Annotated in this window: 31 protein-coding genes and 2 pseudogenes; 21 read left to right on the top strand and 12 right to left on the bottom strand. The window is 57.9% G+C overall.

What is annotated here, in order from left to right; genetic code table 11:
* Positions 1 to 12 precede the first annotated feature (12 nt).
* Positions 13 to 285: pseudogene (mobL, locus tag H8S45_RS16535) on the bottom strand (relaxase MobL); the annotation flags it as partial.
* A 24-nt stretch (positions 286 to 309) separates the two neighbouring features.
* Positions 310 to 804 (bottom strand): hypothetical protein, encoded by a 495-nt coding sequence (locus H8S45_RS03670; RefSeq protein WP_243182367.1) that lies wholly within the window; start codon positions 802 to 804, stop codon positions 310 to 312.
* A 672-nt stretch (positions 805 to 1,476) separates the two neighbouring features.
* Between H8S45_RS03670 and H8S45_RS03665 the strand changes: the two genes are divergently transcribed.
* From H8S45_RS03665 to phnX, 8 genes are all read left to right on the top strand, one after another.
* Entirely contained in the window at positions 1,477 to 2,313 is an 837-nt protein-coding gene (locus H8S45_RS03665) for a tyrosine-type recombinase/integrase (RefSeq protein WP_147574513.1), read from the top strand.
* A gap of 384 nt (positions 2,314 to 2,697) precedes the next feature.
* Positions 2,698 to 2,967 (top strand): hypothetical protein, encoded by a 270-nt coding sequence (locus H8S45_RS03660; RefSeq protein WP_054326887.1) that lies wholly within the window; start codon positions 2,698 to 2,700, stop codon positions 2,965 to 2,967.
* 1,369 nt (positions 2,968 to 4,336) lie between these two features.
* Positions 4,337 to 4,759: an aminoacyl-tRNA hydrolase gene (gene pth2, locus H8S45_RS03655; protein WP_186949585.1), complete on the top strand. Its 423-nt coding sequence runs from the start codon at positions 4,337 to 4,339 to the stop codon at positions 4,757 to 4,759.
* Positions 4,760 to 4,990: 231 nt separating this feature from the next.
* Positions 4,991 to 5,758, top strand: coding sequence for an ABC transporter ATP-binding protein (locus H8S45_RS03650; RefSeq protein ID WP_054326890.1), 768 nt, complete (start codon positions 4,991 to 4,993; stop codon positions 5,756 to 5,758).
* A gap of 6 nt (positions 5,759 to 5,764) precedes the next feature.
* Positions 5,765 to 7,396 (top strand): ABC transporter permease subunit, encoded by a 1,632-nt coding sequence (locus H8S45_RS03645; protein WP_242977811.1) that lies wholly within the window; start codon positions 5,765 to 5,767, stop codon positions 7,394 to 7,396.
* 74 nt (positions 7,397 to 7,470) lie between these two features.
* On the top strand, positions 7,471 to 8,460 hold the full coding sequence (locus H8S45_RS03640) for an ABC transporter substrate-binding protein (RefSeq protein ID WP_186949583.1): 990 nt from the start codon (positions 7,471 to 7,473) through the stop codon (positions 8,458 to 8,460).
* A 17-nt stretch (positions 8,461 to 8,477) separates the two neighbouring features.
* Positions 8,478 to 9,587, top strand: a complete 1,110-nt coding sequence (gene phnW, locus H8S45_RS03635; RefSeq protein ID WP_054326891.1) for a 2-aminoethylphosphonate--pyruvate transaminase — start codon at positions 8,478 to 8,480, stop codon at positions 9,585 to 9,587.
* Complete coding sequence (gene phnX, locus H8S45_RS03630) at positions 9,584 to 10,360, top strand: phosphonoacetaldehyde hydrolase (protein ID WP_186949581.1); 777 nt, start codon at positions 9,584 to 9,586, stop codon at positions 10,358 to 10,360. The genes phnW and phnX overlap by 4 nt, the downstream gene beginning before the upstream one ends.
* Before the next feature lie 71 nt (positions 10,361 to 10,431).
* Here the strand turns inward: phnX and H8S45_RS03625 are convergent, their stop codons facing one another.
* From H8S45_RS03625 to H8S45_RS03610, 4 genes are all read right to left on the bottom strand, one after another.
* Complete coding sequence (locus H8S45_RS03625; protein ID WP_054326893.1) at positions 10,432 to 11,013, bottom strand: ECF transporter S component; 582 nt, start codon at positions 11,011 to 11,013, stop codon at positions 10,432 to 10,434.
* Positions 11,014 to 11,124: 111 nt separating this feature from the next.
* Positions 11,125 to 12,177: a uridine kinase family protein gene (locus H8S45_RS03620; RefSeq protein ID WP_174887848.1), complete on the bottom strand. Its 1,053-nt coding sequence runs from the start codon at positions 12,175 to 12,177 to the stop codon at positions 11,125 to 11,127.
* On the bottom strand, positions 12,174 to 12,605 hold the full coding sequence (locus tag H8S45_RS03615) for a DUF3842 family protein (RefSeq protein WP_054326894.1): 432 nt from the start codon (positions 12,603 to 12,605) through the stop codon (positions 12,174 to 12,176). The genes H8S45_RS03620 and H8S45_RS03615 overlap by 4 nt, the downstream gene beginning before the upstream one ends.
* Positions 12,606 to 12,792: 187 nt before the next feature.
* A complete protein-coding gene (locus H8S45_RS03610; RefSeq protein WP_054326895.1) occupies positions 12,793 to 13,683 on the bottom strand; it encodes a LysR family transcriptional regulator in 891 nt (296 codons plus the stop codon).
* A 131-nt stretch (positions 13,684 to 13,814) separates the two neighbouring features.
* Here H8S45_RS03610 and H8S45_RS03605 point away from each other — a divergent pair, with 131 nt between their 5' ends.
* From H8S45_RS03605 to H8S45_RS03580, 7 genes are all read left to right on the top strand, one after another.
* Positions 13,815 to 14,063, top strand: coding sequence for a hypothetical protein (locus tag H8S45_RS03605; RefSeq protein ID WP_054326896.1), 249 nt, complete (start codon positions 13,815 to 13,817; stop codon positions 14,061 to 14,063).
* 3 nt (positions 14,064 to 14,066) lie between these two features.
* Positions 14,067 to 14,633 carry a sugar O-acetyltransferase gene (locus H8S45_RS03600; RefSeq protein WP_054326897.1) on the top strand — a complete coding sequence of 189 codons (567 nt, stop codon included), beginning with the start codon at positions 14,067 to 14,069 and terminating at the stop codon, positions 14,631 to 14,633.
* Positions 14,630 to 14,764, top strand: a complete 135-nt coding sequence (locus H8S45_RS16530) for a hypothetical protein (RefSeq protein ID WP_256435174.1) — start codon at positions 14,630 to 14,632, stop codon at positions 14,762 to 14,764. Before H8S45_RS03600 ends, H8S45_RS16530 begins: the two co-directional genes overlap by 4 nt.
* 60 nt (positions 14,765 to 14,824) lie before the next feature.
* Positions 14,825 to 15,022 carry an aldo/keto reductase gene (locus H8S45_RS03595; protein WP_147574508.1) on the top strand — a complete coding sequence of 66 codons (198 nt, stop codon included), beginning with the start codon at positions 14,825 to 14,827 and terminating at the stop codon, positions 15,020 to 15,022.
* A 34-nt stretch (positions 15,023 to 15,056) separates the two neighbouring features.
* Positions 15,057 to 16,049, top strand: a complete 993-nt coding sequence (locus tag H8S45_RS03590; RefSeq protein ID WP_054326899.1) for an alpha/beta hydrolase — start codon at positions 15,057 to 15,059, stop codon at positions 16,047 to 16,049.
* A 141-nt stretch (positions 16,050 to 16,190) separates the two neighbouring features.
* Positions 16,191 to 16,349, top strand: coding sequence for a hypothetical protein (locus H8S45_RS03585; RefSeq protein WP_153802381.1), 159 nt, complete (start codon positions 16,191 to 16,193; stop codon positions 16,347 to 16,349).
* Positions 16,346 to 16,507 carry a hypothetical protein gene (locus H8S45_RS03580; protein ID WP_153802382.1) on the top strand — a complete coding sequence of 54 codons (162 nt, stop codon included), beginning with the start codon at positions 16,346 to 16,348 and terminating at the stop codon, positions 16,505 to 16,507. Before H8S45_RS03585 ends, H8S45_RS03580 begins: the two co-directional genes overlap by 4 nt.
* 348 nt (positions 16,508 to 16,855) lie before the next feature.
* Here the strand turns inward: H8S45_RS03580 and H8S45_RS03575 are convergent.
* The 4 genes and pseudogenes from H8S45_RS03575 to H8S45_RS03560 all read right to left on the bottom strand — a co-directional run.
* Positions 16,856 to 17,465, bottom strand: a pseudogene (locus H8S45_RS03575) (Sir2 silent information regulator family NAD-dependent deacetylase); the annotation flags it as partial.
* 15 nt (positions 17,466 to 17,480) lie between these two features.
* Positions 17,481 to 17,960: a macro domain-containing protein gene (locus H8S45_RS03570; RefSeq protein ID WP_407925829.1), complete on the bottom strand. Its 480-nt coding sequence runs from the start codon at positions 17,958 to 17,960 to the stop codon at positions 17,481 to 17,483.
* A 38-nt stretch (positions 17,961 to 17,998) separates the two neighbouring features.
* A complete protein-coding gene (locus H8S45_RS16970; protein WP_456236937.1) occupies positions 17,999 to 18,676 on the bottom strand; it encodes a hypothetical protein in 678 nt (225 codons plus the stop codon).
* A gap of 114 nt (positions 18,677 to 18,790) precedes the next feature.
* Complete coding sequence (locus H8S45_RS03560) at positions 18,791 to 19,192, bottom strand: pyridoxamine 5'-phosphate oxidase family protein (RefSeq protein ID WP_054326902.1); 402 nt, start codon at positions 19,190 to 19,192, stop codon at positions 18,791 to 18,793.
* Between the two features lie 143 nt (positions 19,193 to 19,335).
* On the opposite strand from H8S45_RS03560, the gene H8S45_RS03555 reads away from it, so the two are divergent.
* Together H8S45_RS03555 and H8S45_RS03550 are read left to right on the top strand one after the other, a co-directional pair.
* Complete coding sequence (locus tag H8S45_RS03555) at positions 19,336 to 19,689, top strand: winged helix-turn-helix transcriptional regulator (RefSeq protein WP_054326903.1); 354 nt, start codon at positions 19,336 to 19,338, stop codon at positions 19,687 to 19,689.
* A 259-nt stretch (positions 19,690 to 19,948) separates the two neighbouring features.
* Complete coding sequence (locus H8S45_RS03550) at positions 19,949 to 20,116, top strand: hypothetical protein (protein WP_159068061.1); 168 nt, start codon at positions 19,949 to 19,951, stop codon at positions 20,114 to 20,116.
* A 179-nt stretch (positions 20,117 to 20,295) separates the two neighbouring features.
* Here H8S45_RS03550 and H8S45_RS03545 read toward each other — a convergent pair whose 3' ends face one another.
* Together H8S45_RS03545 and H8S45_RS03540 are read right to left on the bottom strand one after the other, a co-directional pair.
* Positions 20,296 to 21,087, bottom strand: a complete 792-nt coding sequence (locus H8S45_RS03545) for a RibD family protein (protein ID WP_242977810.1) — start codon at positions 21,085 to 21,087, stop codon at positions 20,296 to 20,298.
* On the bottom strand, positions 21,063 to 21,905 hold the full coding sequence (locus H8S45_RS03540) for an aldo/keto reductase (RefSeq protein WP_186949728.1): 843 nt from the start codon (positions 21,903 to 21,905) through the stop codon (positions 21,063 to 21,065). The genes H8S45_RS03545 and H8S45_RS03540 overlap by 25 nt, the downstream gene beginning before the upstream one ends.
* Before the next feature lie 396 nt (positions 21,906 to 22,301).
* On the opposite strand from H8S45_RS03540, the gene H8S45_RS03535 reads away from it, so the two are divergent.
* The 4 genes from H8S45_RS03535 (at position 22,302) to H8S45_RS03520 (ending at position 25,569) form a co-directional block, all read left to right on the top strand.
* The gene (locus H8S45_RS03535; protein ID WP_054328223.1) at positions 22,302 to 23,225 is read left to right on the top strand and encodes a LysR family transcriptional regulator; all 924 of its coding nucleotides are present in this window, start codon (positions 22,302 to 22,304) and stop codon (positions 23,223 to 23,225) included.
* Positions 23,226 to 23,236: 11 nt separating this feature from the next.
* The gene (locus H8S45_RS03530; protein WP_054328224.1) at positions 23,237 to 23,758 is read left to right on the top strand and encodes a DUF6933 domain-containing protein; all 522 of its coding nucleotides are present in this window, start codon (positions 23,237 to 23,239) and stop codon (positions 23,756 to 23,758) included.
* A 78-nt stretch (positions 23,759 to 23,836) separates the two neighbouring features.
* Entirely contained in the window at positions 23,837 to 24,532 is a 696-nt protein-coding gene (locus H8S45_RS03525) for a response regulator transcription factor (protein WP_186949576.1), read from the top strand.
* Positions 24,532 to 25,569 carry a sensor histidine kinase gene (locus H8S45_RS03520; RefSeq protein WP_147574506.1) on the top strand — a complete coding sequence of 346 codons (1,038 nt, stop codon included), beginning with the start codon at positions 24,532 to 24,534 and terminating at the stop codon, positions 25,567 to 25,569. Before H8S45_RS03525 ends, H8S45_RS03520 begins: the two co-directional genes overlap by 1 nt.
* Positions 25,570 to 25,604: the final 35 nt, after the last annotated feature.

Genomic DNA, 25,604 nt, shown 5'->3' with positions numbered 1-25,604 from the left:
GGAGCGCATCTTCTCGATACCTTTTTCCGTTAGAAAACCCTGCTGGGGATCCGCCGACCAGACCATCATGTGGATGTGAGGGTGGTGCTTCTTGTCGTGGAAGGCGGCATACCATCGGAAGTTGCTGGGCAAGATTTTCATTGCTTGGGCCAGTTCCGTCTGATGGGCTAGCAATAACCGGCGCCAGCTCTCGCTGTTCTCATAGCACAGCCGGTGGGCGTCCTCCCGTTTCAGGGAGTTGACGAAGGTCCACACCAGCCCGGTATGCCTGTTGATCTCCTCCATGGTTTTTCCAGATCGGCAGGACCGTCAGCGGAAAACAGTCCGTGAGAGCGGGGGCGCTCCGCCATATATTCCAAGTAGTCGCTGCCGTTTCAGGGTCTGATGTAGCCCGACTTCTGGAGCAGTGCCAGCATCACTCAGCCCCCTCTCTGGAAAAGAAGCGCGTCTTCGAAGTTGATTTCTTTTACTTCTTTGGCGCATCGGACCCGGGTTTTTCTCAGCTGATCCAGATCCAGTGTCTATGCCGGCGGCCAGGACATTCTCCATGAGACTCTGCTCCACCGCTAGCAGGCGTCCCATCCGTTTGCCCAGGGCGCCCAGCTTGCCCTCCAGCACATCGGATAGGGCACGAAGCAGGTAAGCAGCGGCAGATTCCGCGTCCAGATAGCCAGAGTAGAACCGAACGGCTTTTTCAATAAATTCGTTTTTGGTCGTACAGTTGTCCCTCTGGTAGTGGGACTCCACATGAACCCATACATTATCGTCCATCCAAACAGTGTGTCTATGTCTATTTTCATCCATTGTCAAATTCCTCCAAACTCTGTCGTAGCGTCAGCGAGTATCCCTCAACAGCGGGGATATTCGCCTGTTTTTCTGGAAACAGCGTCAATCGCAGTTTGGGCGTTCCGAAAAAGCGTCAGCCCCGTCCCCGGAAACCGCCCGCATTGCGGGTGGAGGTGACCGCATAGGCGCACAAAGGCATCAGGGCTTTCTCCTGCCTATCTTTCGTTCTTCGAAAATCGTTCGAGTGACCGAAGATTTGTCGTCCAAGCAGTGGGAACAGCGGCCCCAAGCTGTCGGGAGGGGCAGGCCCCCCTTCCGTTGCCAGAAGTATTTGCGCGCAGTATTCTCACTCATCCCAACCGCGTTGCCAATGGCCTGGATGCTGGGCCAGCACTGGCGGGTTTGTGTTTTTCACACTGCCGCAGGAAACCTTACACCGCCAATTCCACAGGACACAGCCCTAGGAGAACGATACCTCAATGTTTTGCCTTTCCATCTATACAGGCGGCGGGCAGGACTATTCACAAGAAAGTAAAAGTAGACCAGGCTGAAATCAGCCTGGTCTTTCATTGTTTATGCGGCGCAAATTTTTAACCGTTCCGATATTGATGTTCTAGGTGATTCCGCAGTGCATAGCAAAGCTACCCTACGGTAAAATAAGGACATCTTTTTCACAGGAGGGTTTTGCTCATGAGTATCACTAGTCAGCAGATCGAAGCGTTCTCTCAAAACCTGTACGAGGAGGAGCGCAGCCCCGGCACCATAGAGAACTACCTTCGTCACGTCCGCACCTTTGCGGCGTGGCTGGGCAGAGGAGAGGTGACGAAAGAGGTGGCGGCTGGATGGAAAGCGTATCTGGTGACGGCAGGCTACGCCCCTGCTACCATCAACGCCATGCTGGGTAGTCTAAACCGTTTCTTTGCTTTTATGGACTGGCAGGATTGCCAGGTCAAGACCCTGCGGCTTCAGCGTCGCTTGTTTCGGGATGACAGCAGGGAACTGACCCGCGCGGAGTACGACCGCCTGCTGACTACTGCCCACGCTCAAGGCAGGGAGCGGCTGGCCCTGCTCATGGAGGCCATCTGCGCCACCGGCATCCGTGTGAGCGAGGTGCGCTATCTCACTGTGGAGGCCGTGCAGAAAGGGCGGGCGGAGATCGCCCTCAAGGGGAAGGTGCGCACTATTCTCATCCCCGGTAAGCTACGGAAAAAGCTGCTCAAATTCGCCCGAAAAAACAAAACCGCCTCCGGCGAGCTCTTCCTCACCAGAAACGGAAAGCCCATGTCCCGAAAGCAGATTTGGGCAGAGATGAAGGCCTTGTGTAAAGCGGCTGGGGTAGCCCCGTCCAAAGTGTTCCCCCACAATCTGCGGCACCTGTTCGCCCGGACATTTTATAAAGTTTGCAGGGACGTTGCCAAGCTCGCTGACGTGCTGGGTCATTCCAGCATGGAGACGACCCGCATCTACCTGATCTCCACCGGAACGGAGCATGTAAAGCAGTTAGAGCGGCTGGGTTTGGTAGGATAGGACAAACTTCATAGTTTGTCCTAGATTAGCAGAAACCCAACCGGCAGAGTACATATTCACAGGGACATTTTAGCATGGAAATCACGGGAGCGCAAGAGATTCGCTGGTTTGGGGCATGGAAAATCAAGCCAATCAAGCCTCTTTTTTGATTGGCCTTATTTTGTGCGCCTGATTTACCGCCCCATGTGCCGCATGAGGTGTTTTTCATGCCATACGGCGGAACCTTTGCTAACTGGCACCGCCCTTTTGATAGACAGACTATGAAGTTTGTCACTGGCAGGGAAACAGACGGAGGTGGTCGACATACTTCATACGGCAGATTTCAGCACAGCCGGAGCTCCGTCCGGCCAGAGTGATTTTTCGTGCGAGGGAGGTGAGTGGTTGATGGGCCATGCCCTTGCCCTGCCCCTGCTGGATTTTCTGGCATATAAGGCGGGCTGCGCATACCTCTCCGACCTGCCCCGTGCCACCGGCTGGCAGAGGGCGCGACTGATGCGTGCGCTGGAGAATATTCCAGCAGACGCAGCCAGCCTCCACGACTGGAACGACGCGCTGGATTATCTGACACAGGCCTCTCCTGCGTCTACCACGCAGGAGGCCAGAGCGCGGCTGATGGCCGCATTGAGCAACCCCGTCAATACGGGGTCATACTAAAAGGAGAACAGAAGCGATGAAATAACGATTTAGACGGCCCTGGGCGTTGCTGCTCACCATCGTGATGGTGCTTGGACTGTTGCCCACGGCAGCTATCGCCGCACCTGCAACAGGCAGAGTAGCCCTGTCCGGGGTGGGGAACCTCCAGAACTACCCGGTTCACCAAAAGGCAGACGACGGCCAGAACGGCTAGGACTATGTTTATTACGGCGGTTTGAAATGGCGGGTGCTGGACACCGAGGCCGCCGCAACCGACACGAAAGAGAGCGTTCTGCTGTTAAGCGAGAATGCCCTCAATACCGGCCAGCTATGGGACGGCTACCGTATATATTCCGTGGCTATTGTGTACTCATCTTCTGTGCCAGCACTTTCAAAGAGTGATAGAAGGCAAATGAGATGGAGTGGAGACAGCAAAAAAACAAGCGGAAATAATACAAAAAACTTTTCAGTACTTATTTGGGAAGATAGACGACCTATCCATTCCCCTCAAAAGAGAAATTCCGGAAGTCCTTGGGACAGTAGCTTGTGGTGGAAATCCTACGGTTGAAAAACGCTCGCAAAATCGGGTTTGACCACAGCGTCGCCCACAGACACGAAAAACTTGCTTCTTCTTTCTCCGCATGGTATTATGCAAAAAACTGAATATCTGGGTGTAGTTCAGTTGATAGAACGCGCGGTTTGGGAGCGCGAGGCTCGTGGGTTTAGTCGCACCACTCGGCTCGCTGAAAAAGCCGTCGACTTTTGTCGGCGGTCTTTTGCTATACTATATCCTTGAGGGAGTGTAAGGTAACAAAGCTTTCAAAGCACCATAATTACACTTGAAAGTAAAAACGAGTGACAGGATTTGGTTGTTGTGATATAATTATATTATAATATCTTAAAAATCTATGATTTTCCAGTTGTTTTAAGTGCTTATAAAAACGTTGGATCCGCACTAAGAAAATTTTCGGACATACCCCGTTTTCAATGTATTATAAGCATAGATGGAGCGGATACAATTGATGAGAAACAATCCCAAACATCAAAATTAGTGATGAGGAAACGTCAGGTGAAAGATGATTTGGAAGAAAGCATTTTGAACGGAATCAAATCCACTCTACTTTCGCGTACAGGCTTTCGTAGTAATCCCATTGTCATTCAGGCTGTAGGCGGCGGATGGACTGTGTGAATTTGTTGCTGCGTTCTGGTTTTAAAACTGGTTTCGTGCCTATATATGTCTCTTTATCGGTGGATTACACTATCAATAGCAGTTGGAAGAGTTATAAGTATGGTGCGGGTTAAAGCGCTAAAGGGTTTTAGGTCATAAAGCTGACAAAAGCGGGCTAGGGTGATAAGATTCAAGTAAACCTGAAAACGGAGGAATAACGTGATGGACAAACCAAAGCAGATGGTTGTCATGCGGCGCGACTTGAAAATGCGAAAGGGGAAAATCGCTGCACAGGCTGGCCATGCGTGCGTGACCGCTGTGCTCGCAGCGCTGGAAAAGGAGCGTCGGATGGGACAGGTGCGCGCGGAAGTCGGCGGTATCCTGCTGACGCCGGGTGGCGGGGCGGCAACTCCGCTGAGCGAGTGGTTTGCAAGAGGCGTGGCCAAGGTATGCGTATATGTCGATTCCGAGGAAGACCTGCTTGCAATCGACCGAAAGGCAAAAGCGGCCGGCCTGCTGTCCGCGCTGATTTGCGATAACGGATTGACGGAATTTCATGGGCAGCCGACCTATACCTGTCTGGCACTCGAACCCGCGCTGCCCGAACAGGTCGATCCGATCACAGGGGATCTGCCGCTGTTTTAACGGGCAAAAGGGAAAAGCAATCGTTTCGTGCAGGGTACACAAAACCGCAGGTTTTGCGTACCCTGCCTTTTTATGCATACAAAGAAAACGGAAAAATAAAACGGCGGCGGAAATATGCGCGGATTCTTACTTTCATTTTACATGGATTTCGTTGCGGTTGGCAGGGCGGTCCGGTACAATTACTTAGGCGAGAAAATGAGATCAAAAAGCAGATTGGAAAGGAGCCTTTTTGTGCTGGAACTCAAGCATATCAAAAAGTCCTATGATGGGATGCCCGTGCTCAGGGATATCTCGATTCAGGTAGGGGACGGGGAGATCGTTTCGATCCTGGGACCGTCCGGCTGCGGCAAGACGACGCTGCTCAACCTGATCTTGGGCATCACGGACGCAGACGAGGGGCAGATCCTCTACAATGGCGAGGATCTGACGCATACGGTGATGGAAAAACGGGGCTTTAACATCGTTTTTCAGGATTACGCGCTGTTCCCGAATCTGAATGTTTATAAGAATATCATTTACGGTCTGAAAAACAGGCCGGGGATCTCTGCACGGGAAGAGGTGGAGGAGCTGATCGACCTGCTCGGCCTGCGCGAGCACCTGGATAAGCGCATCGATCAGTTGTCGGGCGGCCAGAAGCAGCGTGTGGCGCTGGCGCGCACTATGGTGATGAAGCCGCGCATCCTGTTGCTTGACGAACCGCTCTCTGCGCTGGACGGAGTCATCAAGGAGTCGATCAAGGATCGTATCCGCACGATTGCGAAAGAGTACCACCTGACAACCATCATCGTCACACACGATCCGGAGGAAGCGCTCACGCTTTCCGACCGCGTGCTGATTATCGATCAGGGAAGTATTTCGCAGTATGCGCAGCCAGCGGAGATCATCTGCCGGCCGCAGAACGATTTTGTGCGGAAATTCATTTTGAACCAGCTTGAGATCAAGCGGAACAATATCTATGCGCTGTTTGGAGGCGGGGCGGCGCGCGGCAAGGCGGTGTGATTCGGTATGATGCGCAAGAACAGGGAACTGCGGATCGTATTCCTTGGAATCGTCGTGTTGTTCGCGGTGTTCCTTGTCATACCGGCGCTGCAGCTTCTGCTTAAATCCGTTTGGGGGGCAAACGGGCTGACCGTGGAATTCTACGCCTCGGTATTTGCGCAAAAGGGCTTTGGAGCAGCCCTGCGCAACAGCTTTGTTGTTTCCGCGGCCGCGGCCGCAGCGGCGGTAATGCTGGCGTTTGTGATCGCGTATGCGATTCACTATACGCGCTTGCCGCGCCCGTGCAAACGGCTGCTACAGGCGGCCGCGACGCTGCCCATGTTCCTCCCGACCATCACCTACGGATTTGCCATCATCTACTCGTTTGGCAAGCAGGGACTGATCACGCAGTTGCTCGGCTTCCAAATGTTTAATATCTACGGCTTCGGCGGTCTGATGACCGGTTATGTCATCTATACTGTACCCGTCGCGTTCCTGCTGATCCACAATACGATGGGATACATTGACAAAAAGACGCTGACGGTTTCCAGGGTGATGGGGGATGGCGCGCTGTCCACCTTCTGGATCGGCGTTCTCCGGCCGCTGCTGGGGACGCTTGCAGGGGCGTTCATCCAGGCGTTTTTCCTCAGCTTCACGGATTTCGGCATACCGGCGTCGGTCGGCGGCCGGTATGAGGTCGTGGCTACCGTGCTGTATAACCAGATGCTCGGCGGCATACCGGATTTTAACCGCGGCGCGGTCGTCGCTATGATTATGCTGCTTCCCTCGGTTGGCAGCATCTGTTTGCTGCAGTTGTTGGAGCGGTTTAATATCCGTTACAGCCGCATTTCGGATGCGGAACTGCGCAGGAACACGGTGCGCGACGTGGGCTGGGGGCTGTCGGGCGTCATGATCGCGGCGGCGGTGCTGGCGGTGTTCGCGGTGATTTTTGTTGTGCCGCTGGTGGAGGACTGGCCGTACCGCACGGCGTTCTCGCTCGAGCATGTGCGCGAGGTGCTGTCCGACAGCAACCTGCTCCGTATTTACACGCGTTCCATCTGGATGGCGCTGCTGACCGCGCTGTTCGGGACGCTGCTGGCTTACGGCGCCGCGCTGATTACGGCGCGCAGCTCGCTGTCGGGAGGGTATAAGAAAGCGGTCGAAAGCATCGCGCTTGTGACGAACACCATTCCAGGCATGGTGCTGGGCATCGCGTTCCTGTTTTCATTCTCCGGCTCGGCGTTGCAGAACACGCTGGAGCTGATGGTCCTGTGCAACATCGTCCACTATTTTTCCACGCCCTATCTGATGATGAAGAACTCGCTTTCCAAAATGAATGCGGGCTGGGAGACGACCGCGATGCTCATGGGGGACAGCTGGATCAAAACCATTCTGCGCGTGGTCACGCCTAACGCGCTGTCCAGTCTGATCGAGGTGTTCAGCTATTACTTTATCAACGGCATGGTCACGATCAGCGCGCTGGTCTTCATCGCGGGCGCACGCACCATGGTGCTGACGACCGAGATTAAGCAGCTGCAATATGTCAATAAGTTCAACGAAGTGTTCGTCCTGTCGCTGCTGATCCTGTTTACCAACCTGATTGCAAAAGCGTTGTTTTCCTGGCTTGCCAACCGCAGCTCACAGAAGAAAAAGGCGTGACGCGGCCGGCGTTTCTCCTGCAAACAAACTTTGTATCTATCGCTTACGATAACAGACCGGAAAGGAATTTGATTATGGTAAAACTGAGAAAACTGATGTCGCTGGGGCTTGCCTGCTCGCTGTCCCTGTCCGTTCTGGCGGGCTGCGGCGCGAAAGCCGCGGATGAGCAGGTCATTATCTACTCCAACGCAGACGACGAGGCAATCACCGCCATGTCCAACGCGCTGGACGCCAACGGCTATGAGGGCAGGTACATTTTTGAGACGTTCGGCACATCCGAGCTGGGTGGCAAGCTGCTTGCCGAGGGAACGAATCTGGAGGCCGATCTGGTGACCATGAGCACCTTTTACCTGCAGAGCGCGCAGGAGCAGAACGGCATGTTCCTGCCGCTGGAATTTGACGTGAACACGCTGGAAGCCGTGCCGGACTACACCGCGCCGATCACCTCGCAGGAGGGGGCGATCATCCTCAATACCGAGGTGCTGGCCGAGGCGGGGCTGGACAAGCCGGCCAGCCTGCAGGACCTTGCCGACCCGAAATACGCGGGACAGGTTGCGGTGACGGATATCCAGTCCTCCTCGACCGCTTGGCTGATGATACAGGCGCTTGTCTCCGCGTATGGCGAGGACGGCGCCCAGGAGGTGCTGCACGGCATCTATGAAAATGCGGGCGACCATATCGAATCCTCCGGCTCCGCGCCGCTCAAGCTGTGTCGCGCGGGCGAGGTGGCTATCGGCTTCGGCCTGCGCCATCAGGCGGTCGCGGACAAGGCGGACGGACTGCCGATTGATTTCGTCGACCCGACGGAGGGCAACTTCTCTCTGACTGAGTCGGTCGCCGTGCTGGACAAGGGTGACGCGACCAATCCGGAGGCCATGAAGATGGCGCAGTGCATCATTGAGAACGGCCGCGCTGCGCTGCAGCAGACCTATCCCAACCCGCTTTACGAGGGGGAGGGCGCGGATTCCGCTAACAAATCCGCTTATCCGAAAACCTTTGACCAGCCGCTGACCTTCGAGCTGTTCTCAGCGCATCAGGCGCTTTCCGAAGCGGCCAAGCCGTAAGACAGGAGTGATTGACTATGACGCAAGCCTATAAGCTTCTTACCCCGGGGCCGCTGACGACCACGGACTCGGTCAAGCGGGAAATGCTGGTGGACCGCTGCACCTGGGATGACGACTATAAGGCCGTGACCCAGAAAATACGCCGCCGGCTGTTGGAACTGGCGCAGGTATCCGAGCAGGAGTATACGGCGGTGCTGATGCAGGGCAGTGGCACGTTCGGCGTGGAAAGCGTGCTGTCCAGCGTAGTCGGCGCGCAGGATAAGCTGCTGATCTGCTCGAACGGCGCTTACGGGGAGCGCCAGGTTCAGATCTGCGAATGGAACCGCATCCCATATGCGCACTATGCGGAGGCTTACGACAAGGTGCCGGACGCGCGCAAGATTGCGGACATACTGGCGCGGGACCCGTCCATTACGCATGTGGCTATGGTACACAGTGAAACCACGACCGGCATCCTGAACGATATCCAGGCCGTCGGCGCCGTGGTCAAGGCGGCGGGCCGTACATTCATCGTGGACGCGATGAGCTCGTTCGGCGGCGTGGAAATTCCGGTCGCAGACTGGGGCGTTGACTTTCTGATTTCAAGCGCGAACAAGTGTATCCAGGGCGTGCCGGGGTTCTCTTTCATCCTCTGCCGGCGTGCCGCCCTGCTGGCCAGCGAGGGCAAGGCGCGTTCGCTGTCGCTCAACCTGCTCGACCAGTGGCGCGGCATGGAACGGGACGGCAAATGGCGCTACACCTCGCCGACACATGTTGTGCTGGCGTTTTCCAAAGCGCTGGAGGAGCTGGCGGAGGAGGGAGGCATTCCGGCGCGCCACCGCCGCTACGCGGCCAACAACCGCCTGCTGATCGAGCGCATGCGGCAGCTCGGCTTTGCCACCTACATCGGGCCGGAGCACCAGTCGCCGATCATCACGACGTTTTGCTATCCGGCGGGTGTTTCGTTCCGTTTTCCGGAATTCTACCAGTACATCAAGGCGCGCGGTTATGCGATCTATCCCGGCAAGCTGACCGAGCGGGATACGTTCCGTATTGGCACCATCGGCGAGGTTTACGAGGAGGATATCGAAAAGCTGGCCGCGATTATTTATGATTTTCTGCGTGAGAGGAAAGGGGAGACTGCATGATACAGGCGGTGATTTTTGACTGGGCGGGTACGACCGTGGACTACGGCTGCTTCGCGCCGGTACAGGCCTTTATCGAAGCGTTCCGTCAGTTCGGCGTCGAGCCGACCATGGAGGAGACGCGTACTCCCATGGGGCTGCTGAAAAAGGACCATATCCGGACAATGCTGGGGATGGAACGTATCGCGCGGGCCTGGCGGCAGGTGTACGGCCGGAAGGCAGGAGAGGCGGATGTGGAAGCGATTTACGCACAGTTCGAGCCTGGGCTGCTTTCCATTCTGGAGCAGTTCACCGCACCCAAGCCGCACGTCTGCGAAGCGGCGGCCGCGCTGCGGGATATGGGCGTCAGGATCGGCTCGACGACCGGCTACACAGATGCGATGATGGAGATTGTCGCGCCGTGTGCGGCGCGGCAGGGCTACGCGCCTGATCTCTGGCTCAGTCCGGACAGCGTCGGCGGCCTGGGGCGTCCCTATCCGTACATGATCTTTGAGAATATGCGGCGGCTGGGCGTCTCCTCAGTGAAAAATGTACTCAAGATCGGCGATACGGTGTCCGATATGCAGGAGGGCATCAACGCGGGCGTCTGGACGGCCGGCGTAATCGAAGGCAGTTCGGCGCTCGGCCTGAGCGAGGAGGAGTTTAGCGCGCTTCCACCGGAGGAACGGGAGACGCGCTGTCGTGAAGCCGCGCGCCGCTTCCGTGAGGCGGGCGCGCATTTCGTGTTGCGCACCCTGGCCGATGCGCCGCGTCTGGCAGCATTTTTGGGCGGGTGACAGGCCCGCAAAAGAAGCTCGGGATATACAAAAAGGGACGTCTGCAAGACGTCCCTTTTTGATTGGGGGGATCAGCTTTGGACGGTTTCCGCGGTTTTATCTTCCCGACGGAAACGCACCATGCCCGTGCGGTCGAGGGCGACCATGAGTACGGGGATGAAAACAAGCTGGAGGATGATGCCGGGGATGGCGGTCAGGAACGCGCCGGACAGGAACAGCTGCCAGGTAAACGGCTCGCCGCTCACGCCGGTGAGCAGCACACGGACAACACCCCATACGATACGCCCGCCGATCATCGCCGCAATCAGAGAGCGGTACAGCGATATGACGCACTGCCAGCGGGAGTGGTTGTACAGGTAGCCGGCGATGATGCCGTAGGCGGCCAGTTCAAAGGCCATGGCGATGCCGGTCGGGAAGATTGGCGGCATACCGAACATGGCATACCGCAGCAGCGGAAGGACAAAGCCTACCAGGCCGCCGTACTGCCAGCCGCAGAGCAGGCCGCAGAGCAGGACCGGCAGATGCATGGGCAGCAGCATGCCGCCGATTTGCGGGATCTGTCCGGTGAAAAACGGAAGGACGATGCCGAGGGCCATGCACAGTGCGGCGAGGATCAGGTCGTAAATGCGCTGTTTGGATGTTTTTTGTTTCATAGCGGGGATACTCCTTATCAAAAGTCTGGATATGCGCCTCTTCTGAGGGCGGGGCCTTCATGGCTTTTTTACGGAGCGCGGGGGATAAAACCGCCTTCGTGGCGGGGTGCGTCAAAGGAAGAACGCGCTCGTGTCGAGCATCATGTCGCTGCCGGAGGCAACGCGGTACCGCTGGAAATACCGTTCCTCAAAGGGGATCCAGCGTTCCTGAAACGCGGCGTAGTGCGCGCCCTCCCTCGCCTGCAGACGGCGGGCCTGGGCTTCGCCCGAGCAGGTCAGGAACAGCCGCAGGTCATAAAAGCCGGATAGCGACGGATGCAGGGAATAGCTCCCCTCCACAATGGTAAGAGGGGCGGGCGCAAGCGTTTCCGGCGCGAGCATTTGTCCGGTCTGGCAGGAATACGGCCGGTAGATGGCGCTGCCGCCGGCGCGGAGCGGAACCAGGACCTCCTCGCGGAACCGCGAGAGATCCATATTCCCAGCCGGTTGCTCCGCCCAATCCGGCGGGCGCTGGTCAAACGGGAGGTAAAAATCATCCATATGTACCACGCGGCAGGGGAACAGCTCCTGCAGGAGCCGTGCGAAGCCGGTTTTGCCGCTGCCGCAGCGGCCGTCGACCGCAACGATAGCGGGTCTGCCGCTCTGCGTCAGCCGCTGTACCGACAAAAGGGCGGGGAAGTAGCCCGCGTAGGAGGTGCGAAGCAAGCGGTAATGCGGCCGGTAGGCGGCGCGGAACGCCTCGCTGTGGCGGGGCGGCGGGCAGCCCTGAGCGCGGTAGGCTGCCACCCAGCCCGCCATGCCGGGGATCGGCAGGGGGGAGAGGGCGTCCAGCCGCCGCGCCAGCCCGTCTGCGGAGCCGTGGTGCGCGGCGGCCGTGCGGAGGACCAGATCGGCCAACAGGGGGACCGTCGATGCCGTACCCAACCGGTAATCCAGATGGAAGCGTGACAGGCCGTTCCCGAGCGGATCGGGCGCGGGGGCGCAGACATCCGGGGCAAGCGTCTCCCACTCGCGGAAAAGCGCCTGCTGGACCGCGGTCCGGTCCGAGACCAGATGCTCCGGCCCGAATTCGCTTTGATACGCCAGCTTGCCGAAATCCTGCGGCTGCATCGCGGGATAGCGCTCTCTATGGAACTGCAGGATGCTTGCAAACGACAGGCTCATGGGGACAGCTCCCGCACCGCCAGCTCCGCCGCGCGCTGGAGGTATTCGTCAAGCCGGCGGTCCTCCGTCCCCGCGACAAAAATGCCGCAGGTCGAAGAGGGGATCAGGATTTTAGGGGCTTCTGCCCCGGATACTGCGGAAGCCATGGCGGGCGAAACCTCGCCCATGATGCCGTTTGCCAGGATAATGCCGATCGGGCCGAGGATCAAATCCGCGCGGGCGGCATTGTAGATAACGGCGTTTTCACCGGTCGCCCCTTGCGCCGCCCCAGCCTTGAGCATCGCGTTTGTGGCGAGAACATTGGTGCCGACACAGCGCAGCACGCAGTCCTGCGGCAAAACGGGCGCCAGAAGGCGGATAAGCTGCGCCCCCATGCCTCCGCCCTGTCCGTCCAGAACCAGCACGCGGCGGGACTGTTGTTTTTTCATTGGTCTGCCTCCTCTGATGGGGATTCAATGGCGGCTATGGGACCGGCCTGCCTTCTGGCACCGGTCCACAGCCGCCGGATCGCATACGACCGAACCTGCTTCCGGATACAGTATACATTACACTTTATTATATCAGCCGACCAGGGTGGTGCGTCAAGCCCCAATCAGAAAAATATGAGAATCCGCCTCAGGTCGATGCGGTGGAAAGGCCGCGCTTCAGCTCGCGCACAAACACCTCGGCCGCGCGGGTGAACACCTGGTATTTTTTCCAAGCCAGATACATCCAGGATTCAAGCCGCGGCTCGAGCGGGCGGAAACACAGGCTGCGGCTGCCCGACAGGTCCACCAGCTTGTCCAGCGTGAACAGGCAGCCCATGCCCTCCTCCACAGCCAGGACAAGTGTGTTGACCAGATTGCCGGTGGCCACCACCCGCAGCTTTTCATAGCCGTAGCCCAGCCAGCCGGAAAGCCCGTCCTCCCCCTCTAACTGGCGGGAGGCGATGAGCGGGACGCCGGGCAGGTCCTCCGGACGGATGCGCGTCAGCCGCGCCAGTGGATGATCCCTGCGCATCAGAAGTCCCCAGGTATCCGGACTGGGCAGGCGCAGGTAGTCGTATTTGCCCATGTCGAACGGTTCGATGAGCGTACCAAAGTCGATTAACCCCTGGTCCAGCCGGTCGGTCACATCATAACCGTCCCCGCTGGAAAAATGGAAGCGGATGGCCGGATACCGGCGCTGGACCTGCTGGGCAGTCTGTACGATCAGCCGCATGCCCTCGGTTTCCCCGCCGCCAATGTACAGGTCGCCGCTGATGCCCTCGTCCGGCGCGCTGACCTCAGCCTTGGTCTTTTCCACCAGCGAGACGATTTCCTCGGCGCGCTTGCGCAGCAGCATCCCCTCCTTGGTCAGCGTGATACGACGCTTACCGCGTAGGAAAAGCTGCTTGCCCAACTCGCGCTCCAATTCCATGAGCTGCTTGGACAGGGGGGGCTGGGTCATGTGCAGCGACATCGCAGCGCCGGAAATGGTCTGTTCCCGCGCGACTGCGAGAAAATATTCCAAAACCCGAATGTCCATGCGATCCCTCCTTCTGTGGGTAGTATAGCATGTCTTATTATATCTTTCAAGAATAATAATGTATTCTTTATATATATTTGCTATTTGTTGTTCGGCGGTTTATACTCAAATCAGGGAAAGGGAGCGAGATTATGAAGGAGCAGGAGCTTCGGCGGCGCGTGATGCAGAACCTGTTGGACGCGGGCTGCGGGGAGGCGCTCGCCCGGGAATTCTGGCGGCTGTTCGAGTGCGGAAGGCACGGCGAAGGGGCGGCGCTGTTGGCCAGACACCGGTGCCTTCTGCTCGAGCGCTGCCATGCGGAACAGCGGAGAATCGACTGTTTGGATTACCTGATTTACCAGCTTGAGTACAGCGAGACATTCCGCGCAGAAAGGAAGTAACTAATGCACGAGACAAAAATCGAAGAACAGGCAAAACGGGCTGGCCTGCCCGTCTACCAGTACATGCGCGTCGCGTCTCAACGCGCCATGAAGCTGAGCGCAGAACTCAACTTCTCTTACCACGAGCCGGAGGAGGTCGCGCGGCTGTTTTCCGAACTCACCGGCAAACCGGTGGGTGAGGGGTTCTGCCTGTTCCCGCCCTTTTACACCGACTACGGCCAGAACATCACGGTCGGCAAGAACGTGTTCATCAACACGAGCTGCCATTTCCAGGACCAGGGCGGCATCACCATCGGGGACGGGGCGCTCATCGGTCACAACGTGGTGCTGGCCACGCTCAACCACAACGAGAACCCTGCCCGCCGCGATGAGCTCATCCCCCAGCCCATCGTCATCGGCAAGCGGGTGTGGATCGGCGCGAATGCGACCATTACCCCGGGCGTGACCATTGGGGACGGGGCCATTGTGGCCGCCGGTGCGGTGGTCACGCGCGACGTACCCGCCGGGATGGTGGTGGGCGGCGTACCCGCCCGTATTCTGCGGCCCCTCCGAAAGGAGGAAACGCTGTGAAAAAACGCCGGCTGTCCCAGCTGCTGGCCTACAGCCTGACCCTGAGCGCCTGCGCGGGGATGTTCCAGAGGATTGGATGGGAGGTCTGGATACTCCCATACCCCTGCTACGGCCGAGAGCAGCCGGTTTGATTTTGACACCCGCCGCGTCACCCTGAACAGCGGCTACGAAATGCCCATCTACGGCTTGGTATGTACAGCCTGCATGGCAAGCCCTCCGCTCAGGCTATCCTGCGCTGGAGCCTGCAAAAGGGCGTGGTGGTCATTCAGGACTCGAGCAACCCCGACCACATCAGGGAGAACACCGAGCTGTTCGACTTTGCGCTGACCGACGAGGAGCTGGTGCAGATCAAAGTATTGGACCGCAACGAAAAACACGACTGGTACTAACATTTCCGGCCATAACGAAAGGATAGATACCCTCATGGAAGAACTGCATCTGACACAGGAATGGGATAAGACCTTCCCGCAGAGCGCGTCTGTCGCGCACAGCAAGGCCACCTTCTGCAACCGCTACGGCATCACGCTCGCGGCCGACGTGTACGTCCCCAAGGATGGGCAGGGCAAGAGGGCGGCGATCGCAGTGTGCGGGCCGTTCGGCGCGGTCAAGGAGCAGGCCGCGGGCCTGTATGCCCAGACCATGGCCGAGCGCGGCTTTGTGGCGCTGGCCTTTGACCCCTCGTTCACCGGCGAGAGCGGCGGCGCGCCCCGCTACATGGCCTCGCCAGACATCAATACCGAGGACTTCCAGGCCGCGGTCGATTACCTCTCCCTGCGGGAGGAGGTGGACGCGGACAGGATTGGCCTTATCGGCATCTGCGGCTGGGGCGGGCTGGCGCTCAACGCGGCCGCGCTGGACACCCGCGTGCGGGCTACCGTGGCCGCGACCATGTACGATATGGCCCGCGTGAACGCCAATGGATATTTTGATGCCGAGGATTCGGCCGACGCGCGCTACGCCAAAAAGCAGGCCCTCAACGCCCAGCGGCTCGAGGACTGCAAAAACGGCGCTTATGCGCTCGGCGGCGGCGTGGTTGATCCGTTGCCCGCAGACGCGCCCTTCTTTGTCAAGGACTACTACGACTACTACAAAACGCCGCGCGGCTACCATCCCCGCTCGCTCAACTCCAACGGGGGCTGGAACGTGACCGGCTGCATGTCATTCTTAAACCAGCCGATTTTGCAGTACAGTAGCGAAATTCGCAGCGCGGTGCTGCTGGTACACGGCGAAAAGGCGCACTCCTGCTACTTCAGTCGGGACGCATACGCCGCCATGGTCGAGGGCAGTCCCTACGCGGACAACAAGGAGCTGCTGCTCCTGCCCGATACCGTCCACACCGACCTGTACGACGGCGGCGGCAAAAACGCCATCCCGTTCGACAAGCTGACGGAATTTTTCCAGGCGTATCTGGGATAAATACCGACGCCGCAGAGAGCTGGACGGGACAGGCAGAAAAAGGGCGTGCCGCCAGGCGGCACGCCCTTTCCGGCTTCGCGGGGGTGCGCTCTATTGCGTTTGACCACGTGCCGCGGTATGATAAGGGCAGGAGGGAAAGCGATGGATATGGGGCTGTTTTTGGAGCTGTTCCATGCCGCGCGCTATGCGTACATCCGCATCAGACAAAGGAACGGAAGGGCGCTCTGCTCCAAAGGGAACACTCGCTGGCGGGAGCGCGTTGCATCCGGCAGGGCGATCTGGTCGGGACAAGGGGCGTGACCATACACATCGATACGCCGGTTCATGCGCCCCTGACGGCATGGTCGGGAGAATATGAGAAAGAAAAGGATTTCTGCGCCAATTATGATGTGCTGCATAACGGAGTGGTTCTGGCGCGGGCGGTTCGCGCCTTTTTACAGTTTGTCAGACCGGCATAAAACAGAAATACGGAAAATGAATCACGAGCCATGAAACACAGGTATTTTACATTTCGGAAAACGCGGCTTATCCTATTGAGGTGCGGAGCGGCGCAGCCGTCTCCGGAGAAACAGAAAAACCCATCCGCACAGGCGCTGTATGGGCAGGAAGCCTTGCAGGGAAACATACAAAATGGATTTTTTGAAGCGGTCAAAAAACGGTATTCATGCAAATAATTTGACGGACGGGCGGTGGAAAAGGACCGGCTGGAAGCGGTTTTAGCGGCCGGCCGGCTGGCTCCTACGGCCAAAAACCTGTAGGAGCAGCATGTCTATGTTGTGCAGTCCGAGAGCGGGCTCGCCAAGCTCGGTCAGGCGCCAGAAGGGGTATTTGATGATGGCCGGCGTATTGCCGCCCACGCCTAATTCCAGATACACCACCCGCAGCCTCTCGTGCTGCTGGAGAAAGCGCTCATATCGCTCGGCGGCGGCATACCAGCCGCTGTCCTGCACAAAGGTCTGATCGCAGCGGAGGTTCATGGACATGGGCCGTCCGCACACCGGACAGCGGGGGAGCAGCTCCGCCGGCACACGCATATCCTTTTGTTCGGCGGCCATGCGGCGGACGGTTTCTTCATTGTCCCAGGTCTTTTGGCAGCAGGGCTTTGAACACGTAGTCCCCCTGGGTATAGAACAGCCTCTCTTTATCAAATCCGGCAAGCTGGAACTGATGGTCCACGTTGGTGGTCAGCACAAAGTAGTCCCTGCCGCTCACCAGCCGCAGCAGCGTGTCATAGACCGGTTTCGGAGCCCTTTCGTAGCGGTTGATCATGATGTGGCGGCTCCACCAGGCCCAATATTCCTCCGGCGTTCCGAAAGGATAGAAGCCGCTGGTATACATATCGCGGATGCCATACTTCCGGATGAAATCCCCGAAGTGTTTTTCGAAGCGCTGGCCGGAATAGGTCAGGCCCGCCGTATCTGCGCAAACGGTTCAGAGCAGACTGCGGTAGAGGTCTGCGTCAATATCCTTGAAAACATTGAAAATTATCGTTCTGATGGAAGTAGGTGTTTGCAGGAATGCTTTGACCGTGCGGACTGCGATAGCCGCCGCCTCCGGATGGGGGAAGCGGAATTCTCCCGTGGAGATGCAGTAGAACGCCACGCTTTCCAGGGACTGCGCCGCCGCCAGTTCCAGACAGGCGCGGTAGCAGGCGGCCAGCCGCTCCCGATCGCGTCGGGTCACACGGCCCTGTATGATGGGGCCGACGGTGTGCAGCACATAGCGGGCGGGCAGGTTGTAGCCTTTTGTCAGCTTGGCTCGCCCTGCGGGTTCCGGACGGCCCTGCTGCTCCATCAGATGGTGGCACTCATCTCGGAGCTGAAGGCCCGCCGCCGAGTGGATGGTGTTATCGATGCACCCGTGGCAGGGGACAAAGCAGCCAAGCAGACCGCTATTGTTCGCGTCTACAATGGCGTCTGCGTTCAGGCGGGTGATATCCCCCTGCCATCTTATCCGAAATGTCGGTTATCGCACCGTGTACGACCTGCTTCTGCGAAAGGCTTACCCGTCGCGCCGCTCCACCGCCCCAGCCGGACAGATGCGGTAGCAGTTGCCGCAATGGAGACAGTGCGCGGTGTCGATGCTGCGGGGAAACGAAGCGCTGATACAGCCCGCCGGACAGACGATGCGGCACCCCTGACAGCCGATACACTTGTCCGGATCGATGCAGTATCCGCTTTTCCGTGCGGCCCCGCCGCCAAAGGAAAAGCACTGGCGATAGGGAGGAAGCTGTCCCAGGTCAAAATACTCCCCCTCGCCTTTGTAAATCTGAAAGACTTCCAGCGCGTCACAGCTTTTTCCGTAGGATAGATTTTGGCCATATAAGGGTTTTTCTCAAAAATCTCCGCCAGACGTTCCTTTCCAATGCTGCGCACCGCACCCCGCAGGGAAATCGCCAAGGTGGAAAGCGTATCGCGGCCTTTCATGCCGGTGAACGCTACGAAAGGCTTTGCCGTCAGGCGGGTGTAAAAGGCTTTGCCCCTGACGGTCAGGAAATAAAGACCCGCGGCATCCGCCAGCATCAGGTCGATCACACAGGTCTGGGGCAGGCCGTGCGTATCCAGGGTGGCGAACACAGTGGAATGGATGTCCGCCTGAAGGGTTGTCAAAATCTCTTGCGTTGTCATTGTGCGGTCTCCTAGTGAAAGCGGAAAGGCGGTTACGGAAAACGGACGCGCGGCCCAAGCCGCCAGCGCTTGTGCGGGGCGGCTTGGGCCGGCTTCCGAGGGCTGTCCGCAGGCTTACAGGTCATATTCCCGCGGTGGGTTGCCGGAAAAATCAGCGATCACAGCGTGCGCACCGGCCAGATAGAATACCTCGAAAATGGGGTTGTCAGCGGTTTGGTACTGGCTCTTGACGATGGGGTTTTGGAGACACATCTCCTTAGCGGGCAGGCTGTCCTCAAAGACCGCTTTGCCGTTCAGGCGGATCCAGGCGTAGGTGGGGCTGGAGACGCTGATCTCCACACAGGGATTGGCCTGCATATCCTTGTAGACCTCTTTCTGATTGTTGGTGCAGAACCACAGCCTGCTGTCCATCTCCCCAGCGAACATAAAGGGGCGGCACTTGGCCTTCCCGTCCCGTCCGACGGTGGCCAGATACTGCACCGGATTCTCGTTCAGGAATGTTACAACTTCGTTCATTTTTTTGACCTCCAAACTGTTTTCTGTGGGAATGGGTTGCTTTTTGCTTCCGCTGCTATTATAATACTTCCATACAGCCCTGCTGTAAAGTAAGTACAATATTGTGCCATAGTTACCATTTGGATACTAAGGGAGGGATACGGATGGAAGCCGAGAAGCCGGTGAGCCGGAAGCCTGTAAGGGAACTGCCGGCCTGCCCTGTGGAAACGACGCTTACCCTCATCAGCGATAAATGGAAGGTGTTGATCCTCCGTGACCTGATGCCGGGAACAAAACGGTTTGGAGAGCTGAAAAGGTCCATCGGCCATGTAACGCAGAAGGTCCTTACCGCGCAGCTTCGGGAGATGGAAGCGACTGGACTGTTGACCCGCAGGGTTTTTGCGGAGGTGCCGCCCCATGTGGAGTATACGCTGACCGACCTGGGATACAGCCTCAAGCCGGTTCTGGATGTCATGTGGAACTGGGGCGAGGCATACAAGGCGAAAAACGCACAATAAGAAGCAGGCCGGGGATGGTTTTCCCCGACCTGCTTTTTTACTGCGGGAAAGACTGCCGGCCTTTTGCGGATTACGCATGGTGGCGATGACACGCCCGCCGTGTTCCGCGAAATATCGGGTGGTTTCACAGCCGATGCCGGAGGATGCGCCCGGGATAAAATATGAAACGATTTTGGACCATATCCGCCAGCCGATGCCTGCGACGCGGTTCTTCAGGTGCAGGCTGCGGAAACCGCGATCAATATGGTGCGGGACGGTATTGGAATCGGAATATATGACGGAAACGCTGGCGGCAGGGCATGCGAAATATCCGGTTAATCTGGAAATCACTTTTGAGATTGGCCTGTTCGCCAACGATTTGAACGACCTCACACCCACCGCAGCGCAATTTGTTCAGAGCATCACGCATGACCAGTCCGCTGGATAAGCGGGAAGACAGCGGCGTGTAAACCGGAAAGAGCGGCCGATGGGGGACGACCGGAGGAAAACAGCAAAATGAACAAAGCGCCAAGGCCGTATAGCCTTGACGCTTTCCCTGTGGTTTTACCAAATTATTTATGGGTGCATATACCATCCCAGATGCTGGAAGCGTACCGTGCGGGATGGTCATCCTTGGGGTATACCTTGCCGTTCCACCTTATAGCGCAGCCATACGGCGCTGCCGGGGAGGGATTTGGCTTCCAGCAGGGTAAAGCCTGCGGCAGTGTCGTCGCTGATGCCCGGCTTTTCCATAAACAGGGTTTGGGCGCTGGCGGAACCATCGGCGCAGGGCGCAATGACCACGCTCACCTCATCGCACAGGCCGGCTTGGATAAACGACCAGTTGAGTACCGCGCCGCCGCCCAGCATCAGTGTATTTATGTGGAACAGCGCGCGCAGCTTTTGCAGAGCCAGGGTCGCGTCAAGCGTTTCCTCTCCGGCGATAATGTAAGAAATCCCCAGCCTGCGCAGGAAAGACTTGTAGGTGTTGGATGCCCGTGCGGTCAACACCTCGATCACATGGGCGGTGGTCGTTTCGTAGTGCAGCACGGCATCCTTCCAGCCCAGGCGGCCGGCAGGATCGATGGACACATAGTACATACCGAAGTCCGGCTGGGCCGCGAAATCCCCGTCCGGCACGGGGAGCGCGTTCTCCTCCAGCGCGGGCTTTTCATAAAAGGTGAAGTTGTCATCAGTGGTCACCCGTCCGGAGAGCCAGCCCTGGTGCCGGTAATAGGGCTTCTCACCAAAGGCGATGCGGTAAAAGGCTTCGCCGGCTTCTGCGGCGGCAGGATGGTTCATGTAATTGCCCATGATCTTCCCATCCAGAGAGGTCATCATGTGGCAGAAAATATACGGCCTTGTCACGCGGAACTGCTCCTTTCCAATAACGCTCATCGCATCAGCGACATGAACCATTCCACCGTCTCCGGCTCATAGTGGGAGAAGAACGCGCTCTCAGCAGTGTCCAGGGCGGCGATAGCGGCCATGTCGTCCTCGTTCAGGGTAAAGTCAAATACATGGAAGTTTTCCTCCATCCGCTTGACGTGGACAGACTTGGGAATGACTACCACACCGCTTTGGAGCAGAAAGCGCAGCGCGGTCTGGGCTACGGTTTTGCCGTATTTGGCGCCGATCTCGGTCAGGACGGGGTTGGTGAACATCTGGTTCCGGCCCTCGGCAAAGGGACCCCAAGATTCGATCTGGGTATGATGCTTCGCCAGCACCTCACGGGCGACCTTCTGCTGCTGGAATACATGGGTCTCCACTTGGTTGACCGCGGGCGTTACCTCGGCAAAGGTGGTCAGGTCGATAAAGCGGTCGGGGTAGAAATTGCTCACGCCGATCGCGCGGACCTTGCCGTCGCGGTAGGCCTTTTCCATCGCCCGATAGGTACCGTAGTAATCCCCAAAGGGCTGGTGGATGAGCAGCAGGTCCACATAATCGGTCTGAAGGGCTTGCAGGGAGGCGTCGATGGAAGCAGCAGCCTTTTTCTCGCCGGCGTTGGCGATCCATACCTTGGTGGTGAGGAACAGCTCGTCACGGCTGATGCCGCTCTTGCGCCAGGCGTCGCCCACGCCATGCTCGTTGCCGTAGGCCTGGGCGGTGTCGATGGAGCGGTAGCCCACGCGGATAGCGTCGGCCACGCACCGTTCGGTTTCAGCCGCGGCCACCTGATATACGCCGTAGCCTAGTTGGGGCATCCTGACCCCGTTGTTCAATGTTACATAATCCATGGTGTTTCCTCCTGTTTTGATCGATGTAATTATGTTTTGAGCGGTCCGTAAAAATACAGGGGCGGTCGCGCCGCCGTCCACCAGAAAGTCCGCGCCGGTGATGAAAGCGCTGCGGCTGCCGATGAGCAGCTCGGCCACACCCGTCACCTCGCCCGATGTGCCGGGGCGGTCTGCCGGGCAGTTGGTGAACATGTTCTTATAAAAATCCCCGCACGGGCCATTAAATTCGTCGAGCTCCAGAGGCGTGACGATGATGCCGGGGGAGGGAGAGCAAGTGTTCTGTGGGAGTGGTGGCCAATTGTTCGTCCTCCTCTATTGTACCAGCGGCAGCCTTGACGGGGAATCTCCAATGTGTTAGCATGGTATCAACCTATTGTTAATACATAAGGAGGGGCTATGCTCAACCCATTACTTACTACCTTCCTGACGGTGGCGGACTGCGGCAGCTTTACCAGTGCCTCCAAGCGGCTGTTTATTTCAGCCACGGCGGTGATGAAACAGATGGACGTGCTGGAAGCGCATTTGGATTTGCGGCTGCTCGAACGCACCCCGCACGGCGTGCGCCTTACCGCGGCGGGGGAAATGATTGCGCGGGATGCGAGGTTTTTACAGGACTACGCAAGACGGTCGGTGGACAGCGCCCGGGCTGCGACAGCCGATGCGGAAACCACCTTCTGCGTGGGGACCTCGCTGCTCAACCCTGCCAAACCATTCATGGATCTGTGGTACCAGGTCAATCGGGCGTTCCCCGGCTACAAGCTCCATCTGGTCCCTTTTGAGGACGACCATCAGGGTATCCTTGCCGAAATTGGCAGACTGGGAGAGAAGTTCGACTTCCTTGTGGGGGTGTGCGACTCCCGCGCGTGGCTGGACCAATGCAGTTTTCTGGCGCTGGGTACCTATAAATGCATGGTGGCGGTACGGCGGGAGCATCCTCTGGCCGCAAAGAAGCGGCTGACGCTTTCCGACCTGCATGGGCAGACCCTGATGATGGTGAAGGCGGGGGATTCAGGCCTTAACGACAGGCTGCGCGCGGAGCTGCGAAAGAACCATCCGCAGATCCAGGTGGAGGACACCCCTCGGTTTTACGATATTTCCGTGTTCAACCGCTGCGCGGAAACAGGGCATGCGCTACTTACGCTGGAATGCTGGCAGGATGTCCACCCGGGACTGGTCTCGCTTCCGGTGGAGTGGGAGTACGCTGTTCCATACGGCCTGCTTTATGCCACGTCGCCCTGTCCGGATGTGGAGCGGTTTGTACGGACAGCGGAACGCGCGGCCGACCGGATTCGGACGGAGAAAAATCAGCATGCCCCATGAGGTGAAGTGAAATGGAACTGGGACTGACCTTCCCCCTGCAGCGATTCCTGAAAATGAAAGCGCCCGACTACGGCACACAGACGGACCGGCGCTTTTGCTGGGATCTGCATGTGATAGATCTGCGGGGCAGGAAATGCTTGCTCGTGGTCCATTGTCACAGCCGCTATGCATTCGTGCGCTATGATGCGATGCCCTTTCAGTGGGCGGATATCCCCGCACTGTTCCGTATCGGGCTGACGGACAGCCTCACAGCCGCCGGTTTTCCGGCAGCGCGGATTGAGGAGTATCTCGGTCAGGCGGGGGAGCCGTATGCCACCCGCACCCATGGCCGGCGGGAAGTGGCGTTTCTCAATCGGGCGTGGGAGGATGTGCTGGCACTCGATCTGTGGCTGGATACCAGCTGCCAGGCGCAGCCCTTGCTGGATTATTCCGTGAACGTCCGTCCGGGCCGGTGCGTGGGATTCGAGGGATTGGGGACGGGACTGAAGCGGATCGCGTGGACATTGGGGGCTGAGACTGCCGCGGCGTTGTAAAAGCGCGTTCGTTGTATTATCCAACGGAAGCGGTATAATGAAAAGGCGGAGGATATTGGATAAGGATGGTAGCAGCCAATGAAGCGGATATTTTTTGTAGAAGACGACCTGAGTCTGATCGGCGGCCTGTCATTTGCCCTGAAAAAGCAGGGATATGAGATCGACATCGCGCGAACCAGCATGGAAGCGGAACAACTGTGGCAGGATGGAACCTATGATCTGGTCATTCTGGACGTGGCACTTCCGGACGGCTCGGGCTATGATCTGTGCAGGAAGATCCGGGAAACATCCAGGGTGCCGGTCATGTTCCTGACCGCGGCGGACGAGGAGACCGACATCACCATGGGGCTGGACATCGGCGGCGACGATTATATTACCAAGCCTTTCAAGCTGGCGGTATTCCTTTCCCGCGTCAATGCGCTACTTCGCCGGAGCGAAAACTTCAGCCAGACCGAGCCAGAACTCAACTCCAACGGCATCAAGGTGTTGCAGCTCAAGCGGGAGGTCTATAAAAACGGGGCACCGATCGACCTGACGGCCAGCGAATACAAGCTGCTGTGCCTGTTCATGGAGAACCCAGACATCGTGCTTTCGCCGGAGCAGATTTTGGGCAGGCTGTGGGACTGCGAGGAAAACTATATCGACAGCAGCACCCTAACGGTCTATATCCGCCGGCTGCGCACGAAAATCGAGGACGACCCTGCCAATCCGCAAAACATCGTGACTGTCCGTCGGATGGGCTATAAGTGGAATACAGCAGGGCGGGATGCGTGATGAAAATACTGGTGAACCGGAAAATCAAGCGGCTGTTCTGCGCAGTACTGCTGATAATCGCTGCATTTTCCATCTTTTCAGTTGCCTGTGCTGCGATGGAATTACAGCATGCGGCGGTTTATGTGCTTTTGGCGTGTGCCGGCATGGGGATTGCTGTTTTCGCTGCGTTGTATCTGTATTTCCGGGCGCAGAGCAGGATGATCGAAAACGCCGCGGCGCAGATCGAAGACTACATCGCGGGGAATCGGAACGCCCGGATCGAATGCGACGAAGAAGGCGAACTGTACCGCCTGTTCCACGAGGTCAACTCGCTTGTCGCTGTCCTGAACGCCCATGCCGAAAACGAAGGACGCGCCAAACGGTTTATGAAGGATACCATTTCGGACATTTCCCACCAGCTGAAAACCCCGTTGGCTGCGCTGAATATCTATAACGGCATCATACAGCAAGATGCAGACGATGCACAAACCATCCGGGAATTTGCATCCCTGTCCGAGCAGGAGCTCGACCGGATCGAAACGCTGGTCCAGAACCTGCTCAAAATCACCAAGCTGGATGCGGGAACGATCGTGATTGACAAGGCGGAGCACAACATATCCGAAATGATGGGCAAGATCGAAACACAGTTTGCCTACCGGACGGAGCAGGAGGGGAAAACGCTGATCTTGTCCGGTGATGATACGGCAACGTTGTGGTGCGACCGGAACTGGCTGATGGAAGCGGTGGGCAATCTCGTGAAAAACGCCCTGGACCATACCGCCCAAGGTGATGAAATCCGCATCACATGGCGGGCATTTGCGTCGGTTGTCCAGATCGTGGTGCGCGACAACGGCAGCGGCATCCACCCGGAGGACCTGCCGCATATTTTCAAGCGCTTTTACCGCAGCCGCTTTTCCAAGGATACGCAGGGGATCGGGCTGGGGCTTGCGCTGACCAGGGCGATCGTGGAAGCGCATAACGGCACCATCGAGGTGGACAGCGAGCTGAGCGCCGGCACGACCTTTACCATGAATTTTCTGATTCCTACAAAATTGTAGGCTGTGTGTCATCCTGCAGTAGGGCGCGCATGGTA

Origin of the sequence: Agathobaculum faecis (assembly GCF_014287995.1) — a bacterium.
GTDB classification, from domain to species: domain Bacteria; phylum Bacillota; class Clostridia; order Oscillospirales; family Butyricicoccaceae; genus Agathobaculum; species Agathobaculum ammoniilyticum.
Note: the sequence above shows the minus strand (reverse complement) of the source record. Positions and strands in the feature narration are given on the sequence as shown.

What these genes read in the sequence shown, in the direction of transcription:
- H8S45_RS03640 (WP_186949583.1), top strand. Translation starts at nt 7,471, where the DNA reads ATGGTAAAACTGAGAAAACTGATGTCGCTGGGGCTTGCCTGCTCGCTG.
- H8S45_RS03620 (WP_174887848.1), bottom strand. Translation starts at nt 12,177, where the DNA reads ATGAGCCTGTCGTTTGCAAGCATCCTGCAGTTCCATAGAGAGCGCTAT.
- H8S45_RS03615 (WP_054326894.1), bottom strand. Translation starts at nt 12,605, where the DNA reads ATGAAAAAACAACAGTCCCGCCGCGTGCTGGTTCTGGACGGACAGGGC.
- H8S45_RS03645 (WP_242977811.1), top strand. Translation starts at nt 5,765, where the DNA reads ATGATGCGCAAGAACAGGGAACTGCGGATCGTATTCCTTGGAATCGTC.
- H8S45_RS03670 (WP_243182367.1), bottom strand. Translation starts at nt 804, where the DNA reads ATGGATGAAAATAGACATAGACACACTGTTTGGATGGACGATAATGTA.
- H8S45_RS03545 (WP_242977810.1), bottom strand. Translation starts at nt 21,087, where the DNA reads ATGGTTCATGTCGCTGATGCGATGAGCGTTATTGGAAAGGAGCAGTTC.
- H8S45_RS03625 (WP_054326893.1), bottom strand. Translation starts at nt 11,013, where the DNA reads ATGAAACAAAAAACATCCAAACAGCGCATTTACGACCTGATCCTCGCC.
- H8S45_RS03610 (WP_054326895.1), bottom strand. Translation starts at nt 13,683, where the DNA reads ATGGACATTCGGGTTTTGGAATATTTTCTCGCAGTCGCGCGGGAACAG.
- H8S45_RS03525 (WP_186949576.1), top strand. Translation starts at nt 23,837, where the DNA reads ATGAAGCGGATATTTTTTGTAGAAGACGACCTGAGTCTGATCGGCGGC.
- phnX (WP_186949581.1), top strand. Translation starts at nt 9,584, where the DNA reads ATGATACAGGCGGTGATTTTTGACTGGGCGGGTACGACCGTGGACTAC.
- H8S45_RS03665 (WP_147574513.1), top strand. Translation starts at nt 1,477, where the DNA reads ATGAGTATCACTAGTCAGCAGATCGAAGCGTTCTCTCAAAACCTGTAC.
- pth2 (WP_186949585.1), top strand. Translation starts at nt 4,337, where the DNA reads ATGGACAAACCAAAGCAGATGGTTGTCATGCGGCGCGACTTGAAAATG.
- H8S45_RS03555 (WP_054326903.1), top strand. Translation starts at nt 19,336, where the DNA reads ATGGAAGCCGAGAAGCCGGTGAGCCGGAAGCCTGTAAGGGAACTGCCG.
- H8S45_RS03540 (WP_186949728.1), bottom strand. Translation starts at nt 21,905, where the DNA reads ATGGATTATGTAACATTGAACAACGGGGTCAGGATGCCCCAACTAGGC.
- H8S45_RS16970 (WP_456236937.1), bottom strand. Translation starts at nt 18,676, where the DNA reads ATGACAACGCAAGAGATTTTGACAACCCTTCAGGCGGACATCCATTCC.
- H8S45_RS03590 (WP_054326899.1), top strand. Translation starts at nt 15,057, where the DNA reads ATGGAAGAACTGCATCTGACACAGGAATGGGATAAGACCTTCCCGCAG.
- H8S45_RS03600 (WP_054326897.1), top strand. Translation starts at nt 14,067, where the DNA reads ATGCACGAGACAAAAATCGAAGAACAGGCAAAACGGGCTGGCCTGCCC.
- H8S45_RS03530 (WP_054328224.1), top strand. Translation starts at nt 23,237, where the DNA reads ATGGAACTGGGACTGACCTTCCCCCTGCAGCGATTCCTGAAAATGAAA.
- H8S45_RS03585 (WP_153802381.1), top strand. Translation starts at nt 16,191, where the DNA reads ATGGATATGGGGCTGTTTTTGGAGCTGTTCCATGCCGCGCGCTATGCG.
- H8S45_RS03605 (WP_054326896.1), top strand. Translation starts at nt 13,815, where the DNA reads ATGAAGGAGCAGGAGCTTCGGCGGCGCGTGATGCAGAACCTGTTGGAC.
- H8S45_RS03520 (WP_147574506.1), top strand. Translation starts at nt 24,532, where the DNA reads ATGAAAATACTGGTGAACCGGAAAATCAAGCGGCTGTTCTGCGCAGTA.
- H8S45_RS03560 (WP_054326902.1), bottom strand. Translation starts at nt 19,192, where the DNA reads ATGAACGAAGTTGTAACATTCCTGAACGAGAATCCGGTGCAGTATCTG.
- phnW (WP_054326891.1), top strand. Translation starts at nt 8,478, where the DNA reads ATGACGCAAGCCTATAAGCTTCTTACCCCGGGGCCGCTGACGACCACG.
- H8S45_RS03660 (WP_054326887.1), top strand. Translation starts at nt 2,698, where the DNA reads ATGGGCCATGCCCTTGCCCTGCCCCTGCTGGATTTTCTGGCATATAAG.
- H8S45_RS03535 (WP_054328223.1), top strand. Translation starts at nt 22,302, where the DNA reads ATGCTCAACCCATTACTTACTACCTTCCTGACGGTGGCGGACTGCGGC.
- H8S45_RS03595 (WP_147574508.1), top strand. Translation starts at nt 14,825, where the DNA reads ATGTACAGCCTGCATGGCAAGCCCTCCGCTCAGGCTATCCTGCGCTGG.